The sequence below is a fragment of the Dyadobacter sediminis genome (genome assembly GCF_005860765.1).
In the GTDB taxonomy this organism is placed as follows: domain Bacteria; phylum Bacteroidota; class Bacteroidia; order Cytophagales; family Spirosomataceae; genus Dyadobacter; species Dyadobacter sediminis.
Map to the genome: position 1 here is coordinate 630,355 of NZ_VCEI01000021.1, position 16,827 is coordinate 647,181.

Annotated in this window: 12 protein-coding genes; 3 read left to right on the plus strand and 9 right to left on the minus strand. The window is 45.9% G+C overall.

Annotated features, from left to right (window positions below; genetic code table 11):
* The first annotated feature begins 49 nt into the window (after nt 1-49).
* Nucleotides 50-1,360: an amidohydrolase gene (locus tag FEM55_RS09925; RefSeq protein ID WP_138281169.1), complete on the plus strand. Its 1,311-nt coding sequence runs from the start codon at nt 50-52 to the stop codon at nt 1,358-1,360.
* A 12-nt stretch (nt 1,361-1,372) separates the two neighbouring features.
* On the opposite strand, the gene FEM55_RS09930 is transcribed toward FEM55_RS09925, so the two are convergent.
* The 7 genes from FEM55_RS09930 to FEM55_RS09960 form a co-directional block, all read right to left on the minus strand.
* Nucleotides 1,373-2,173: an SDR family oxidoreductase gene (locus FEM55_RS09930; protein ID WP_138281170.1), complete on the minus strand. Its 801-nt coding sequence runs from the start codon at nt 2,171-2,173 to the stop codon at nt 1,373-1,375.
* 11 nt (nt 2,174-2,184) lie between these two features.
* Entirely contained in the window at nt 2,185-3,120 is a 936-nt protein-coding gene (locus FEM55_RS09935) for a S66 peptidase family protein (RefSeq protein ID WP_138281171.1), read from the minus strand.
* A 41-nt stretch (nt 3,121-3,161) separates the two neighbouring features.
* A complete protein-coding gene (locus FEM55_RS09940) occupies nt 3,162-3,488 on the minus strand; it encodes a DciA family protein (protein WP_138281172.1) in 327 nt (108 codons plus the stop codon).
* 50 nt (nt 3,489-3,538) lie between these two features.
* Nucleotides 3,539-6,508: a serine hydrolase domain-containing protein gene (locus tag FEM55_RS09945; RefSeq protein WP_138281173.1), complete on the minus strand. Its 2,970-nt coding sequence runs from the start codon at nt 6,506-6,508 to the stop codon at nt 3,539-3,541.
* A 111-nt stretch (nt 6,509-6,619) separates the two neighbouring features.
* A complete protein-coding gene (gene chrA, locus FEM55_RS09950; protein ID WP_138281665.1) occupies nt 6,620-7,762 on the minus strand; it encodes a chromate efflux transporter in 1,143 nt (380 codons plus the stop codon).
* 51 nt (nt 7,763-7,813) lie between these two features.
* Entirely contained in the window at nt 7,814-8,770 is a 957-nt protein-coding gene (locus tag FEM55_RS09955) for an isopenicillin N synthase family dioxygenase (protein WP_138281174.1), read from the minus strand.
* Between the two features lie 128 nt (nt 8,771-8,898).
* On the minus strand, nt 8,899-9,756 hold the full coding sequence (locus FEM55_RS09960; RefSeq protein WP_138281175.1) for a sugar phosphate isomerase/epimerase family protein: 858 nt from the start codon (nt 9,754-9,756) through the stop codon (nt 8,899-8,901).
* A gap of 371 nt (nt 9,757-10,127) precedes the next feature.
* On the opposite strand from FEM55_RS09960, the gene FEM55_RS09965 reads away from it, so the two are divergent.
* Nucleotides 10,128-10,940, plus strand: a complete 813-nt coding sequence (locus FEM55_RS09965) for an endonuclease/exonuclease/phosphatase family protein (RefSeq protein WP_138281176.1) — start codon at nt 10,128-10,130, stop codon at nt 10,938-10,940.
* Between the two features lie 12 nt (nt 10,941-10,952).
* On the opposite strand, the gene FEM55_RS09970 is transcribed toward FEM55_RS09965, so the two are convergent.
* Nucleotides 10,953-12,638, minus strand: coding sequence for a VRR-NUC domain-containing protein (locus tag FEM55_RS09970; RefSeq protein WP_229209185.1), 1,686 nt, complete (start codon nt 12,636-12,638; stop codon nt 10,953-10,955).
* Nucleotides 12,639-12,956: 318 nt separating this feature from the next.
* On the opposite strand from FEM55_RS09970, the gene FEM55_RS09975 reads away from it, so the two are divergent.
* Complete coding sequence (locus FEM55_RS09975; RefSeq protein WP_138281178.1) at nt 12,957-14,147, plus strand: phosphoglycerate kinase; 1,191 nt, start codon at nt 12,957-12,959, stop codon at nt 14,145-14,147.
* A gap of 123 nt (nt 14,148-14,270) precedes the next feature.
* Here FEM55_RS09975 and FEM55_RS09980 read toward each other — a convergent pair whose 3' ends face one another.
* On the minus strand, nt 14,271-16,715 hold the full coding sequence (locus FEM55_RS09980; RefSeq protein WP_138281179.1) for a TonB-dependent receptor: 2,445 nt from the start codon (nt 16,713-16,715) through the stop codon (nt 14,271-14,273).
* Nucleotides 16,716-16,827 lie beyond the last annotated feature (112 nt).

The window sequence follows — 16,827 nt, forward strand, 5'->3', positions numbered from 1 at the left end:
TAAGTTGTATGGTATTATTTCAATATAGATTATCAAACCAGGGATTTTAATGAGACTTGTTTTACTACCTTTATTTTTACTTCCGATTGTACTTAAAGTACATGGGCAGACTTCACTTGTTTCCCGGATAGATGACAAGTCTCAGTTGCTGGAAAAAAAAGCAGTGGAATGGCGGCGTGATTTTCACCAGAATCCGGAACTCGGCAACCGTGAGCTGAAAACTGCTGAAAAAGTGGCCGCTCACCTGAAGCAGCTTGGCCTTGAAGTACAGACCGGCATTGCGCATACCGGCGTAGTCGGAATTCTGAAAGGCGGCAAGCCCGGACCCGTTGTTGCTTTACGCGCCGATATGGATGCACTTCCTGTAACCGAGCGCGGAGACTTGCCTTTTAAATCCAAGGTAGTTGCCGACTACAACGGCCAGAAAACGGGCGTTATGCACGCCTGCGGCCACGATACGCATATTGCCATCCTGATGGGCGTGGCAGAAGTGCTTTCTTCCATGAAAGGCGATATCAAAGGAACCGTCAAGTTTATTTTTCAGCCTGCAGAAGAAGGTGCGCCGGAAGGAGAAGAAGGCGGAGCCAGACTGATGGTGAAAGAAGGCGTGCTGGAAAACCCGAAAGTGGAGGCTGTTTTCGGATTGCACATTGATTCCCAGATTGAAGTCGGAAAAATTGCTTACCGGCCCGGCGCAACCATGGCGGCCGTTGATTTTTTCAGCATTGATGTCAAAGGAAAGCAGACGCACGGTGCCTATCCGTGGTCGGGCGTGGACCCGATCGTAACTTCATCGCAGATTGTAACGGCATTGCAAACCATCGTCAGCAGAAATCTGAATCTTACGCAGGCGCCCGCTGTTGTAACGATCGGTGCAATCAATGGCGGCATCAGACAGAATATTATTCCGGAATCTGTTAAAATGATCGGAACGATCCGCACATTTGATGAAGGCATGCATACGTATGTCCACAAAAGGGTCAATGACATTTCCACGCACATTGCAGAAAGCGCAGGCGCTTCGGCGCAAGTGAAAATCGATGTGCTTTATCCCGTTACTTACAATGATGTTCCACTGACCGAAAAAATGATCGGTACGCTGCAGAATGTGGCCGGAAAAGAGAATGTAATGCTGATCCCGGCCAAAACAGGCGCAGAAGATTTCTCTTATTATCAGCAGAAAGTGCCGGGATTTTTCTTCTTTCTGGGCGGCATGCCTAAAGGGAAAAACGTTGCGGAAGCAGCTCCGCACCATACGCCGGACTTTTACGTGGATGAAGGAAGCCTTGTGCTGGGCATTCGTTCGCTCAGCCGGCTGGCCGTTGATTATCTTGACAAAAGCGGTTCAAAGTCAAAATAGGTATTCCGGATTTTATTCCGGAATATTCTTTCTGATCTGGTCAAACAGAAAGGACGGGAAAAATCTTTTCAGGTAAATAGCGGCAACTTCTTTCATGCCGCCGATGTAAATTTCCTTTTTATCATTTTTGACAGCTTCCAGAATTCTTGCAGCACATTCTTCGGGAGCAATTCCTTTCTCCTGATTGGCGTCCATTTTGCCGAATTTGCTTCCGTTTTCGTTCAGCGCATTCAGGGAAATATTCGTGCGGATGTAGCCCGGACAGATCGTTGTCACTTTGATGTTGTCCTTGTAGCCTTCGGCGCGCAGTGAATCGTAAAATCCCTGCAATGCATGTTTTGAAGCATTGTAACCTGAACGCATAATGGTTCCGATTTTGCCGGCAACGCTGCTGATGACAATAAAATGACCGCTTTTCTGCTGGATCATATACGGTAAGATAGCTTTGGTAATGGCTACGGTACTGTAAAAATTCACATTCATCAGCATCTGATAAACGTCAAGATCGGTATCATTAATGTACGAACGCTGGCTTACGCCGGCATTATGGACCATAATATCTATGCGGCCAAAATGAGCAATGACCTTTTCAGCCGCCGGTTTTGCTTTTTCAAACTGGGTTACATCCATCGGAAGCACCAGAACAGATGTTTCCGGCAACCCTGTCCTTTTTTTTACCCTCTGCAGTTCTTCTTCCCTGCGTGCAGTGAGCACCAGTTTGGCGCCTTCATTGGCAAATGCCATGGCTATTGCTTCTCCGATCCCGGAAGATGCACCGGTGATCCAGACAACTTTATCTTTAAATGATTGCATGACAAAAAAGCTTAAATGATTGTTGAGGCAGCATGGGAAAACTGAAAATTGACCAAATTTTCAGTTACTTCCAGAGTAGCATGCATCCCGACGCACATGGCCCGGTTATCCGCAACATGGCCTACGGGAAAATCAAAACAGACCGGATAGCTGTAACCTGCAACATGCTCGTGAATGATCTCATTTGCATTTTTTCCGAAAGTCGGTTTGCTGTTGTCTTTCATATCGGTGAATTGTCCTACAATCAGCCCGGCAAGTCTGTCCAGCTTTCCCGAACGCTTCATCTGAATCATCATACGGTCCAGATTGTACAGGTATTCGCCGATATCCTCGATAAAAAGGATTTTTCCATTTGTATCCATTTCCGTTTCCGTTCCGATCATATGCGCCAGCATACAAAGGTTTCCCCCGACAACTTCCGCATTTGCTGTTCCTGTACGGTTCAGAAAATGGGCCGGAACGGAGTAGGAGGGAAGTTCTCCAAAAAGCATCTGTCGCAGCGATTTGGCAGCAATTGTTCCGCCTTCAATAGTGATGGACTTTGCCATCTGGGCGTGAATGCCGGCAAAACCAAGCTTGTGAATTCTGGCTAGAAAAACAGTAAGATCACTGAACCCGACTATCCATTTCGGGGATTTCATAAATCCGGTAAAATCCAGTCTGTCCACAATGCGCGAGCAGCCGTACCCGCCGCGTGCCGAAATAATCGCCTTTATGGAAGGGTCGTCGAGCATGAGCTGAAACTCTGCAAGACGGGCTTCGTCCGTATCCGAAAACTGGTTAAAAGAACTGTGAAGCGTTTTTCCTTCGACAACTTCAAGGCCCCAGGTTCTTGTAAAAAGACCGATTCCCGGAAGCACATCTTCGTATCTGACTACACTTGCAGGTGCTGTGATCCCTATTTTATCCCCGGACTGCAGAAAAGGCGGAAATTGAATTTCATTCATTAAACAAAAAGCAATGTGCGAATGCCGGATTGGGTTATTTTTTAGATAAATACTACGTCTTCGACAAGGTTCGTGCCAATTTCACGATTGATCAGTTCAATGATTTTCGGCTTGGCCCTGACCAGTTCATTGCGCAGCGGCGCGGATTCAATCTGAAGAAAAAGAATCTGATCTTTAATGTACACTTTCTTTGTTCTGGTGGCAATGGCAGAACCCATGATTTTGTCCCAGTGTGCAACCACAAATGACTGATCAAACCTGTTTCGCAGGCTGTATTTGTCCAGCATCATGTCAATGGCCTCTTTCAGAGGCGTAATGCCGGGACGCCGCGAAGCTTTTTCCCTGTCAAAGCGGTAATGTTGTGCCATATAAAAAATGTTTATTGCAAATATAGAATTATATGCCGCGATACAGCCGCTTATTGTTTTTTTAATAATTCCTGATAAATCACATCCATGATCGAAGTCCGGATATTGAGCGTGGAAATACGGGAATTTTCCCGCGTCGGGTACACGCGGTTGGACAGAAATACATAGTTCAGTTTCCACGCGGGATCGGCCCACGTCATAATGCCGGTATAACCCGTATGTCCAAAGCTGGACGGACTTGCATACCGCGGCGCATTGCCGGAGTATTTGAACGTGGGTTTGTCAAATCCGATTCCTCTGCGGCTGCCTTCTTCCGGATACTGATAACGTGTAAATTCAATCAATGCATCTTTGCTGAGCAGCTGCTGGCCTCCGTAATATCCATTCTGAAGATACATTTGCCAGACTTTCATCACGTCATTGGCATCGCCGAAAAGCCCGGCATGTCCGCTGAGCCCACCAAGCATGGCAGCGGCTTCGTCGTGAACCTGGCCATGCAGCTGCGCCATCCGGAAAAAAGTATCGCGTTCGGTCGGGACAATTTCTTCCAGTTTGTAAAATCTTTTTGGATTGAAAGTCAGTGAATTGGCGCCCAGTTTATGATAATAATGATTTTTAAGGTAATCTTCAAAATTTTCGCCTGATAGTGATTTTACAATCTGAGGGTACAAAATAAAAGACAGATCGCTGTAAACGTAACCTTCCTTTTCATTCAGCGGCGAATCGCGGATGGATTTAAAAATCGTTTTGTCATAATCTTTAAAAATGAAAAGGCTGTCTCCGACAACGGACGTCGGATACTTTTTTGACATTTTGGTACTGAATGTCTTCTTTTTCCACGAACCGTCCGGATTCTGCGCTTCTTTCCATAAAACAATGAATGCTTTCAGCCGTGCGCTATGTGTCAGAACCCGTCTCCAATGCAGATCAGCCTTGTTTGAATTTCTAAAATCCGGCAAGTAATCCTTCATGGTCGCATCCAGATCAAACTTTTTCTGATCCCAAAGGCTCATCAAGGCAAGCGTGGAAGCTGTGATTTTTGTTACCGAGGCGAGGTCATAAAGATCCGTCAGCTTAACCGTTTGCGGCCCTTCGTAAGTGTGTTTGCCGTAAGCTTTGCGGAAAAATACCTTTCCGTCCTTGGCAAGCTGAACGACACAGCCGGGCGTTGCTTTTTGCGTAATGGCCACATTGGCAATGGAATCAATTTTGAACGTAACGATCCTGGAGTCCAGCCCTACTTCTTCGGGAACCGTATATTTCAGGCGGCCGATTGCAGGCGTATCCATTCCGCTGTTATAAGGGAATAATTTATTGACCGTCACCGGAAGTTTCCCGCTTGCCGGAATAGCTCCGAAAATAAGCTGTGCGGAAAGATCCTGCGTATACGGCGTCAGCTGATAAGCCATAATCAGCGCTTTTGCACCTTCCGGTTTTTTCATTTTGTTCAATGCATAGGGATTTCCGAAAACCGAAACAACAGCTTTATTTGTTGCGATCAGCGATTCCAGGATGGCATTCATCGGCTCCGTAAGACCATAACTGGAACGTGGCGAAATGCTTCCCAGATGCACACCGACAAGCAGTAAATTGTATTGGTTCAACTTTGCTTTAAGCTCGGCAATCTGTGAATCTGTCGCTTTGGCCGGAATAAAATAATGATCAACCGAAGTATAAAGCTGCAAGGTTTTCTGAAAAACAGTGACGGTATCGGCGCCGAGCGAAACGGATGCGATTTTTAAAGTATCCAGTTCCCGGAGCGGCAGCAGGTTATTGTCATTTTTCAGGACAGTCAGTGCTTTTTCCGTCAGCAGCCGGTTTGTCAGTTCAGCTTCTTTCGGGTTAAGGTCTTCATACAGATTATTTAGATCCACCGGTTTGTAACGGTTCAGGCCGGCCCACGCTTTGGCTTCCAGCACTTTTCTGCACCGGAAATCAATTTCCGCCTGCGTGATCTTTCCCTCGGCAATGCTTTTCTTGATTTCGGCAATGGATTTGTTCACGTCTTCGGTAAATTCCAGAATATCCATGCCTGCTTCCAGGCCCATTGCATCCGCTTTTCCATTCGGGAAATACTTTGTAACGCCTTTCATATTCATGGCATCCGAATAAATCAGGCCTTCAAACCCGAGCTGGCTGCGAAGTAAATCGGTTACAATCGGTTTGGAAAGTGTGGAAGGAAGGTTCGGCGTTTTGTCCAGTGCCGGAATACTCAGATGCGCGATCATCATGCCGCTTAATCCATTGTTCATCAAAGCCCGGAACGGATACAGTTCCAGCGAGTCAATCCTTTTGGCATCATGGGCAATTACAGGCAGGTCAAAATGCGAATCCGTGCCTGTGTCGCCATGGCCGGGAAAATGCTTGGCGCTGGTAAGCAGTCCGTTGTCCTGCATTCCTTTCATGTACGCCACAGCTTTGTCCGCTACTTTGTATTTGTTTTCGCCAAAAGAACGAAAGCTGATGACGGGATTGTCCGGGTTGTTATTTACATCGGCAACAGGTGCAAAGTTAATGTGCATGCCCAGCCGGCGCGCCTGTCTGGCAAGCTGCGCGCCCATTTCGTAAATCAGTTCATTGTTTCCTTGAATGGCGCCCAAAGTCATCTGATACGGATACCTTACCGTACTGTCAATACGCATGGCAAGCCCGAACTCGGCATCCATGGCAATCAGGAGCGGAACTTTGGAAACAGACTGGAAATGATTGGTCAACTTCGCCTGCGGAACGGGGCCGCCCTGAAAAAACACGACGCCGCCGACTTTATTTTCCCGGATGAGTTTTTCAACCGCAGCCGGATTGCTGGTTTTAGGATCAATAACCGCCCTTTTAACGTCGGAAACGGCTGCCACCATAATGAGCTGTGCAATTCTTTCGTCGGGTGTCAGCGTTGCAAAAACGGAATCGACCCATTGCTTGTTTTTGTGCAGAAAGCTCGGCGGTGTGCTGATCTGGGCATTTGAAAAATGTACACAAAGGCTAAGCAAAGAAAGGCAAAGAATTACAATCTTATTTTTCATGAATCGGGAAATGAAAGAAATCAGTCTTCAAAGTTTGGAAAACCATTTGACTAATGCAATTGAACCCGTAAGGTAATGCCGTGAAAAAATGTGCGGACTTTTAAACTGAACTTAGAATACAATTCCTAACAGCAGTCCTGCAATGATTATAATATACGAAGGAACTCTGGCAAAAAACAGCAGCAACAACGTGCCGGCTACGGTCAGTAACGGCTGCCAGCTTGCCGTCATGGGTTCCAGAAGCGAAATGGCCGCCGCAATCGTCAGTCCGCAGCTTGCTGCATGAACGCCTTCCAGCGAAGCACGGATGCCGCGGTACTTTTTCAGCTGGTCCCAGAACGGATAAGCAAAAAAGATAAAGAATGTTCCCGGCAGGAAAATGCCGGCAGTTGCCACAAAACCGCCTAAAATTTCTCCGGGCACGCCGTCTGCCTGCAGTGACACACTTCCTACAAAGGTCGCAATGGAGAAAACCGGCCCGGGCACAACCTGCGTAAGCGCCATGCCGGCCAGAAATTCCTGATCGGTAAGATAATGCTTGAACTCGACAAATTCATTGTAAAGGATCGGAATCAGCACTTGTCCGCCGCCGAAAACCAGACTGCCGTTCCGGTAAAAATTTTCAAAAAGGCGAACAGGAAGGGAATTGGTAATTTTGCCCACGACTGCGGCTGCAATCAGAACCGAAATCCAGAAAATAAGCGGCCGCCAGCGAATCCGGATCGGGCCTTTCTCCATTTTCTCATGTTTTTTGAAATTCAGCGAAGCCGCGATGCCGCCCGAAACAATCAGAACCGGTGTCATGTACGGCGAAGGATACAAATAGGCGAGAACAGTGGAAAAAATAAGCAGAGTCCAGCCCAGCGCATTATGAATCACTTTCCGTGCAATGGCATACGCGCCGTACATCAGAAATGCAACGGCCATTGGCCCCACGAATCTTGTGAATGACAAGGAAATCGCATTTTGTTCCAGGTAATGAATGCCGATGGCGGCCATAGTCATGAGCACCATAGCCGGCAGCGACCATACAAGCAGGCTCAGATAAGCAAGCGGCTGCCCGCCGATTTTCAGTCCGATGGCTGTAACCGTCTGTGTGGAGCTCGGCCCGGGCAGAACCTGACAAAGTGCCTGAAGTTCAAGTAGTTCTTCTTCGGTTATGTAGCGTCTTTTACGCACCAGCCTTTCAATCATCATCATCAGATGCACCTGCGGACCTCCGAAAGCCGTCAGCGATAACAGCAGGATATCCATCAGATAAATGATGTAACGAAAGCGGCGGATAGATGGGCTGGACAACGGTGCTTATTTCTTTAATCCGAGTTCTCTTAACCGTTCATCCAGAAATTCTCCGGCGGTCATATCCGTGTAAAGCTTTGGTGTTTCGGATGTGATGCAGCTTTCAAGACTTTTGAGGTTCATGTCGGCCCGCGGGTGCATGAAAAACGGAATGGAGTAACGCGAAGTGCCCATTTTTTCACGCGGCGGATTGACGACCCGGTGAATCGTGGATTTCAGTTTATGATTGGTCAGGCGGTCCAGCATGTCGCCTACGTTCACGACGATCTGATCCGGAAGTGCTGTAATGGCAATCCATTCGCCATCTCTTCGGAGTACTTCCAGGCCTTCTGCGCTGGCGCCCATTAACAGTGTAATCAGATTGATATCGCCGTGTGCAGCTGCCCTTACCGCACCTTCCGGCACAAGCTCAGGATTCGGAATCGGGAAATAATGCAGGGCACGCAGCAGACTGTCGCCGTTTTTCACCTTGTCTTCAAAATAATCTTCCGGCAGTTCAAGGTATAACGCAATGCCACGCAGCAGCGTTTTTCCGGTATTTTCAAAGGTTTTGTAAACTTCCAGCGTGTATTTTTCGAAATCAGGAAGTTCGTCAGGGAAAATGTTGGAAGGCATGTTACCAATCGGTTCAGGCTGCCCTACATGATAAAATTCTTTCAGATCGGCTACTTTGAAGCCTTTTGCCGTTTCTTTCCCTTTTCCTATATAACCCCTTTGCCCGAAAAGCTCTGCAAACTCGTATTTCTTTTTTACTTCTTCCGGCAATGAAAAAAACGCCTTTACTGCATCATAAAGCTGATTGCGCAGATTTTCGTCAAGACCATGATTTTTGATGGCTACAAATCCGATGTTGGTAAAAGCTTCGCCCAGAGCTACAACAAATTGTTCCTTTTTCTGTATTTCTCCCGAAGTGAAATCGGCCAAATCCAGCGACGGGACCTGATTCAACAATGCTGGTTCCATAATTTGTATTTTCTGAATTGTATAAAACGGGCCAATTTTTCTTTCAAAAGTTTCAGACAGACCTGCCGTTCTGATGACAGGTCTGTTTTTTTTGATAAGTATAAAAAATGGCTGTACTGACAAAAATGCTACTCTTTCAAACCTTTTATGTACGCGATCGTCTGCGGAATCTGTTTCAGGTAAGAAGGGCTTTCGTCTTCAATGAAATAATGCTTGATGCCAACTTTTTTCGCCGCTTTCAGAATGGCAGGAATGTCAATGGAGCCCGTTCCGAGCGCCACGTCATTGGTTGTGGGCGTTCCGCCTGACAAGTTGCCTTCCACGCCTTTTTTCAGATCCTTAAGGTGCATCAGTTTCCAGCGCGTAGGATATTTCAGCAGCAGTTTGGCAGGATCCTGTCCCGGAAAAGCAGCCCATAGCACATCCATTTCAAAAGAAACGTATTCCGGGTTGGTGTTTTTTACAATGTAGTCGAAAAGCGTTCCGTCTTCGTACGGGTAAAATTCGTAACCGTGATTATGGTACGTAAGCGTAATACCGGCTTCTTTCAGCTCTTTTCCGGCCTTGTTGAAATCGGCGACTGCTTTTTTTGCCGTTTCCAGGTCAAAAGTTTTTCCATGAGGAATCCAGGCAACCATTACGTACGACGCGCCGAGGATTTTGGCATCCTTGATCGTCTGTTCTGTACTTTGGCTCAGCGCATTGTAATCCGCACCGATCGAGACCATTTTGATGCCTCTTTTATCCAGTTGTTTGCGCAGTTCTTCCGTAGCCATTCCTTTGATCGGGCCGCCTTCCATTTCCGTTACGCCTAGCGATTTGATCGTATCCAGCGTTGCCTCAATGCCTTTTGGCCAGCTGCCGCGGAACGTATATGCCTGAAGACCGACCGGATTGGTGTATAAAGGTTTTCCCTGCGCGAAAAGATTGCTGCTGCCTGAAATCAACGTCAGTAGAAAGCAGCAGAAATACACTGTTTTTTTCATGTAAATAATAGATTAATGTTGGATAAATGTAAAAGCATCATACTTTTCAAGAACAAAATGCAAGTAAATGTACTTCCTCTTTTCAATACTAAAAACAGGCCTTTTCTATTTGTCGGCCAAACTGCCTGTTTTCAGCTTGTAAACATTATTTTGGCCTTTTATGTCTGTATTTGTTTGATTGCCGTAATTTCGTTTACAAGCCGTATTTAACAAAAAGGGTTCGTTCAGGTTGCCGGAAGTTATTTAAAAGAAAGCTTATGCATCAAGTTCATTGGCGATGTAATGTTAGCAAAATCTGGAAAATACAGGTATAAAAACGCATGTAAACGCTACTTTTGAAATCGTAATGTCCTAAAATCCTTATTGATGCGATGAAAAATTTCCTGTTCAGCTTTCTGGTTGTGCTTTCTGTTGCTGCATTTGCAAACGAAGAAAATGGTCAAAATATTAACGGCTCAACGTTCAGAAAGCAGGGTTTCAGAGTCATGACTTACAATATCCATCATTGCAATCCGCCTTCGGCCGGCGATAAAATTGATGTGGAAGCCATTGCAAAAGTAATCCATGCCGAAAAACCGGATTTTGTAGCGCTTCAGGAAGTGGATGTGAATACGGAACGTTCGGGAAAAGGAAAAAACCAGGCGCAGCAGCTTGCCGAACTGACGGGAATGCAGTTTTACTTTTCAAAGGCTATTGATCATCAGGGCGGCGAATACGGCGTTGCCGTTCTTTCCCGTTTTCCGGTTCTGGATTCGGTAAAATACAGCCTGCCGATCCATGCGGATAAGCCGGAAGAAAACCGTACAATTGCCGCGATTACCGTTATGCTGCCGTCCAGACAGAAAATGATTTTTGCAAGCACGCATCTCGGCCTCAAAGAAGCGAACCGGCTTTTGCAAGCGGAAACGATTATCAGCCATTTTGGAAAAACAGCATTGCCGATGATTCTGGCAGGCGATTTCAACGCCGTTCCGGAAAGTCCCGTTATGGCTGTTTTTAATCCGTATTTCGCAAGTTCGTGTTCCGATTGCAAGCCGACGATTCCGGTTGAAAATCCTTCAAAAACGATTGATTTCATTCTTTATAAAAAAGGAAATAAACTGAAAAGCCTGGGAACGCGCGTGATGGATGAAAAATACGCATCCGATCATTTGCCTGTTGTAGCCGATTTTGTATTTGAGTAAAAGGAAGTTTTTTTAATCCTTGATCCAGTTGACACGCACGATCCTGCTTTGTACTGCGTGTTCTGCAAAGAAATGCTGCCAGTGCAATTGCCGTGATGACAAATGATCCGTCGGTGATTTGATCTCGATAAAGGCATATTCGTTTTCATTCCAGACGAGCAGATCGGGAAAGCCGCGCGTATTTTCGCGTAAATTTTGTGCAATCTCGATCATAATGGCATGCAGCTGTTGCGGGCTCAGCAGGGAAGTCAGCGTAAGTACTTTATCCAGCGCACCTTCATACCACGGAACGAGCACGTTCGTCATGCCGAACTTTTCCATGTACGTCTGTGATACAATCCGATCAATAATTTCCTTTGTAGCTGCCGATCTGAGCCGTTCGTGAAGCTGCTCTGATCTTTTGTAATAAAAATCCGGAAGAAAAAAATCGGAAGGAACGCGCTGCATGGGATTGTGAATGGTTTTTACGTTGGTATCGTAAATAATATCCCAGAACAAAAGTCCGAACAATGCGCGCCACGGTTCGTTTTCACTGAAAAAAGCCTGAAATCCCTGCGCACGGTAATAATGCAGTGCACCCAGTTCGACCTGATGGCGGTACATGACCGGAATTTCAATGGCATCCGCAGCTTTCAGCGCCTGCGTCGTACGTTTTACAACACGCTTTTTCTTGTTGCTGATTTTTTCATAAAAATCCTGACTGAAATAACGTTCGTCTGCGTTCTGAGGATTTTCTGCTATTTCTTCACAAAGGGCCAGCGCCTCATCCGTTTCGCCCAGCGTATACAGCAGCCGTACACGTCTTTCACGCGCCGGCGCGTCGTTGGTCAGCTGATAAATCGTCAGCGCCTGCGACAGCATTTTTTTACGTTCCAGCCATGCGCTTACGCGGAGTATGAAAGCGTTGTAAGAAGGAATGGCCTTGCTGCTGAGCCCGGTACCGTTTACGGTTTGCCAGTTCATAAACCAGTCGAATATCTCTTCCGGCGGCAGTTCGTTTTTAAGGGCGTCAAAGGTTTCTTTCATCAGCGAAACCATCAAAGTATCGTCCACATCTTTTCTGGAATCGAAACGGATGGCCAGATGCTGTTCATCGAAGGACTGAAAACGGACATGCCCAAGATCGCGGATCACGAATTCGGTCATATCGGCATGTCTGTTGCCGAAAAACAGAAATTTCATCAGCATGACTTCTGCTTCAAAACTTACCTTGACAATCGGTTCCGATCCGGAAATCAGTTTCAGCAACGTGGAACAGTCATATTCATGAACGAGCCAGCGCACAAGGTCCGGTTTCCGGATGCTTTTGGAAGGCATGATTTCGGGTTCAAGCTGTTTTGTGAAAAACAGATGCTCGGGCTTGGTGAAAAGATCCATAATCTCTTCAAGGCGGTCGGAATGATGTTCACAGACGGATTCGATGAAGTTTTTTTCCAGCAGCTCGTTCAGTACCGCGCGCAAGTCGGAGATTTCGGAATAGGCAAGGCTGTTTACCCTGAAAAAAGATTTGCTGCGATTGCTGAAACGGATAAAAAGGCATTGTGCATCCTCGGAAAGTGCGTAGTAATTTTCCAGAAACGCCGTTTCATTTTCATTCAGGACATGCGCGTACCTTTTACGTACGAAATCCAGCACATAACAGAAATAATCATGATAATATTTGGGAGGAAGATCCGTCGGAAACCCTGTATTCTGCACTGTTGGATTCGGAAGCACTTCGTTGAAAACGGATAAATCTGATTTTACGTAAAGTTAAAATTAATAAAATAAGTTCTTTGAACAGAAGCGGTCCGTAACTTTTTACAGGAATATTTCCATATTCATGGAATAAATGCAACGGGAAAAAAGAGCCAAATGAAGCTTGGTAAAAATTTTGCTAATTTGCCAAATAATAGAAAAATTAGAATCAATAATTGGATTATACTTATTATAAATGCTTGCTTTTTCTATTTATATAGTATATAATAAAGAATTTAAATTACATTTGTTACCTATGGAAAACAATTTTACCTGCCCATGACAACATTAGATTCCTATGATTTCTCAGGCAAAAAAGCCTTGGTCCGCGTTGACTTCAATGTTCCGCTAAATGAAAAATTCGAGATTACGGACGATACACGTATCCGTGCCACGATTCCAACAATTACGAAAATCCTGAATGACGGAGGCGCTGTTATCCTGATGTCTCACCTTGGACGTCCGAAAGATGGCCCGACCGAAAAATATTCTTTGAAGCACCTTGTAAACCCCTTGTCGCTGATACTTGGAAAAACGATCAAGTTCGCTGACGACTGCATCGGGGAAAATGCAAAAGAACTGGCAGATGCCTTGCAGCCGGGAGAAGTATTGCTGCTGGAAAATCTGCGTTTTTATAAGGACGAGGAAAAAGGAAACGAGGAATTTGCAGAGAAGTTATCCAAATTAGGCGATGTATGGGTGATGGATGCATTCGGAACCGCGCACCGCGCACATGCGTCTACGGCGGTTATCGGCAAATTCTTTACCGACAAGGTTTGCGGTTATGTCATGCAGGCCGAGCTGGACAATGCAGAAAGATTGCTTGAACATTCGGAAAGGCCGTTTACAGCCATTATGGGCGGTGCCAAAATTTCGGATAAAATCCTGATTATCGAGCGTCTGATCGATAAAGTGGATAACCTGATCATTGGCGGCGGAATGTCTTACACCTTTGCCAAAGCGAAAGGCGGAAGTATTGGCGAGTCGCTGCTGGAAGCTGACAAGCAGGAACTTACGCTGGAACTGGTGCAAAAGGCGAAAGACAAAGGTGTAAACCTGATTCTGCCGGTTGATACCGTCATTGCAGATAAATTCAGTAACGATGCCGAGCGCAAAGTGGTAAATGCCGGTGAAATTCCGGATGGCTGGCAGGGGCTGGACATTGGTCCGGAAACAATCAAGGTTTTCTCCGAAATCGTGAGAAATTCCAAAACCGTACTCTGGAACGGTCCGATGGGCGTTTTTGAATTCCCGAACTTTGCACAAGGCACCAATGCTATTGCAGAATCCGTGGTGGCAGTAACAGAAGAAAACGACGCATTTTCTCTGATCGGCGGCGGCGATTCGGCTTCTGCAATCAACAATGCAGGATACGGCGACCGTGTAAGTTACGTTTCCACAGGCGGCGGCGCATTGCTCGAATACATGGAAGGAAAAGTACTTCCCGGCGTTGCGGCACTGGAAAGTTAATACGGCAGCCATTCTATATATTAGCCGTTATAAGAAATCCATCCCTCATGGCGGGGGATGGATTTTCTGCATAACAAACCTAACTAATTATGAAAAAGACTGTTTAAAGTCTGCTTTCCTGATTTAACTGCCGCCGTTGGCACGTTTCTGCAGATCGTCCGATCCGGTGTTGCGCTCACGTGCTCCTTTTACATTCTGATTTCCGAAATTGTAAGTAAAAGTGAGCCTGAACTGGCGGCTTGGCCATTCCGAACGAACCAGGAAATCGATGTCCTTGTAAACCGCTTTTCCACGGAAACGGTTGGTCCAGAAAATGTCGTTTACATTCAGACGGATCGTCCCTTTTTTGTTCAGAATATTCTTTTGTAAGCCCGCATTGATCATTCCCATCGATTTGGCCGCATACAATCCATAGAAAGCTTTGCTGTTATACCAGCCGGAAAGTTCGGCAGACCAGCCTTTCGGAATTGTAAACTGGCTGCTTGCATACATATTCCAGGACGCCTGCCGGATTTCCAGTTTTTCGTCCAGATAAATGGAATTGTAATGATTGTAAACGCCGGTGAAGTTGGTCTGAAGCTTCCACCATTTTGTAATCGGAACAGGGAATGAAATGGTCAAACTTACATTATCCTGATTATCAAGATTGTCCGATGTCACAAAAGTCTTGTTTTCAGAAGCAATCTGCTGCGGAAGCTCGTCTGCAATCATATCCTTGATCCGGCTGTAAGCCAGTGTCGTGTTCAGGAAACTTTTGTAAACGTGCACCAGCTGAAACGAATTCGTGTACTGCGGTTTCAAATTCGGATTTCCGCGCTGGAAAGTGTACGGATCAAGATAAAATTCAAACGGATTGAGCGATTGGTAGTTCGGACGGTCAATGCGGCGGCTGTAAGATATGTTGATTACATTATTGGTGTCCAGCTGATTGGATAGAAATATGCTTGGGAAAAGATTGATATAATTGCGGTCGCGTTTCTGGTTCAAAGTAACCGAATTGCCGACGGAATGCGTATGCTCGCCGCGAAGCCCGAGCTGATATTTGATTTTTTTGGAAATGCTTCCGCCATAATTAACGTAAGCCGCATTTACGTTTTCAGAATATTTAAACTGGTTGGAACGCTTCGGGTCCAGATTCCAGTCATCCGTTTTTATTTCAAAAACCATGTTGTTATCCGAAGCCACAAGACTGGATTTCAATCCTGTTTCCAGTTTTCCTTTTCCCAATGGCTGCGCATAATCCAGTTTGGCCACGCCGATATTGATGTTTGAGGGCATGTTGTTCCTTACGATTTCCGGTGCTCCGTCCGGCTGTCCGTCCGGTTTGGCGTACCGTGTATCCAGATTGCTTTTTTGTCTGCCGTCGTAGTTCACGTAGTCTACATCAAATGTCAGTTCTTTGCCTTTGTCATTAAACTGATGCTTGAAATTGATGTTGGAGCTTATGTTGTTCATTTTGCTGCCGTTGTAAACATTCGTTCTGAAAGTCCGCTGAAGAACAAGGTCTTCGTTCAGGATCCGCGTGTTGGTTACGCCGTATGGATTGCTCCAGTCATTATGAAAACCCGAAACCAGCACGCCGATTGTAGTTTTGTCCGATGCAAAATAATCCATACCCGCTCTCACATTATAGTATTGCGATTCATTGATACGATCCGTTCTCTGGTCAAAAATGGTCACCTTGTTTTCGTACGGAATCTTGCGGTAAATGTCGTTGTTGTTAAATCCCTTGTTGAGAAAAGCGCCGCCGCTGATGAACGTGCTGATTTTACCGGCCCTGTGATTGATCGTAGCCGAAGCATTGGCTCTTCCGTAGCGGGCGTATGCAGCGCCAAGATTCAGGTTTCCGTTGGTTCCGTAGTTTTTATTACGTTTCATTTTGATGTTAATGATTCCGGAGTTTCCTGCCGCATCGTATTTTGCCGAAGGATTTGTGATCAGTTCAATCTTTTCTATGTTGTCGCTTGGCGTGTTGCGGAGCAGCGTAATGAGTTCCTGCTGCGATAAAAAAGTCTGTTTTCCGTCAATCTGTACGATAACGCCTTCTTTTCCGCGCAGCTTCAGTTGCTCGTTCTGCTGGTCAACGGTAACGCCCGGCGCACGTTCCAGTACTTCCAGCGCTGTGGCACCCGCAGAAACAATGCTGTTTTCCACATTGACGACCGTCCGGTCAATTTCCTGTTCTATAAATGGTTTTTTTGAAACAACCGTTACTTCATTCAGTGACTGGGTGTCAGTTTTCAATGTAAAGGCCGGAAGATTTACGGAATTGGAGGCAACTGAAAATACTTCGCTGTACTTTTTCTGGTAACCGACCATGGAAACCAGCGTCAGGTATTTCCCGTTTGCAACCTGATCAAACAAAAACTTGCCGTTTTCATCCGCTGCAAGTCCTTTTACAAGCACAGAATCTTTGGCATGAAGCAGCAGGATGTTGACAAACGGAAAAGGCTGGGACTTTTCATCCAGTACGCTGCCGGAAATTTTTCCACTGCCGGAAGGCGTTTGGGCGAATGCAAAAATCCTGGTAAGCAGCAATGCCGCAGTTAGGTTAATAAAGAATTTCATGGCTAACAGATTAAATGTTTCATGTATTAACTGTCAGGAAAAAGGAGGTGAGAAGAACGAAATCCTGTAACCCGGCTGTTAGTACAATGCAAAAGTAAGTACTTTGTATAAC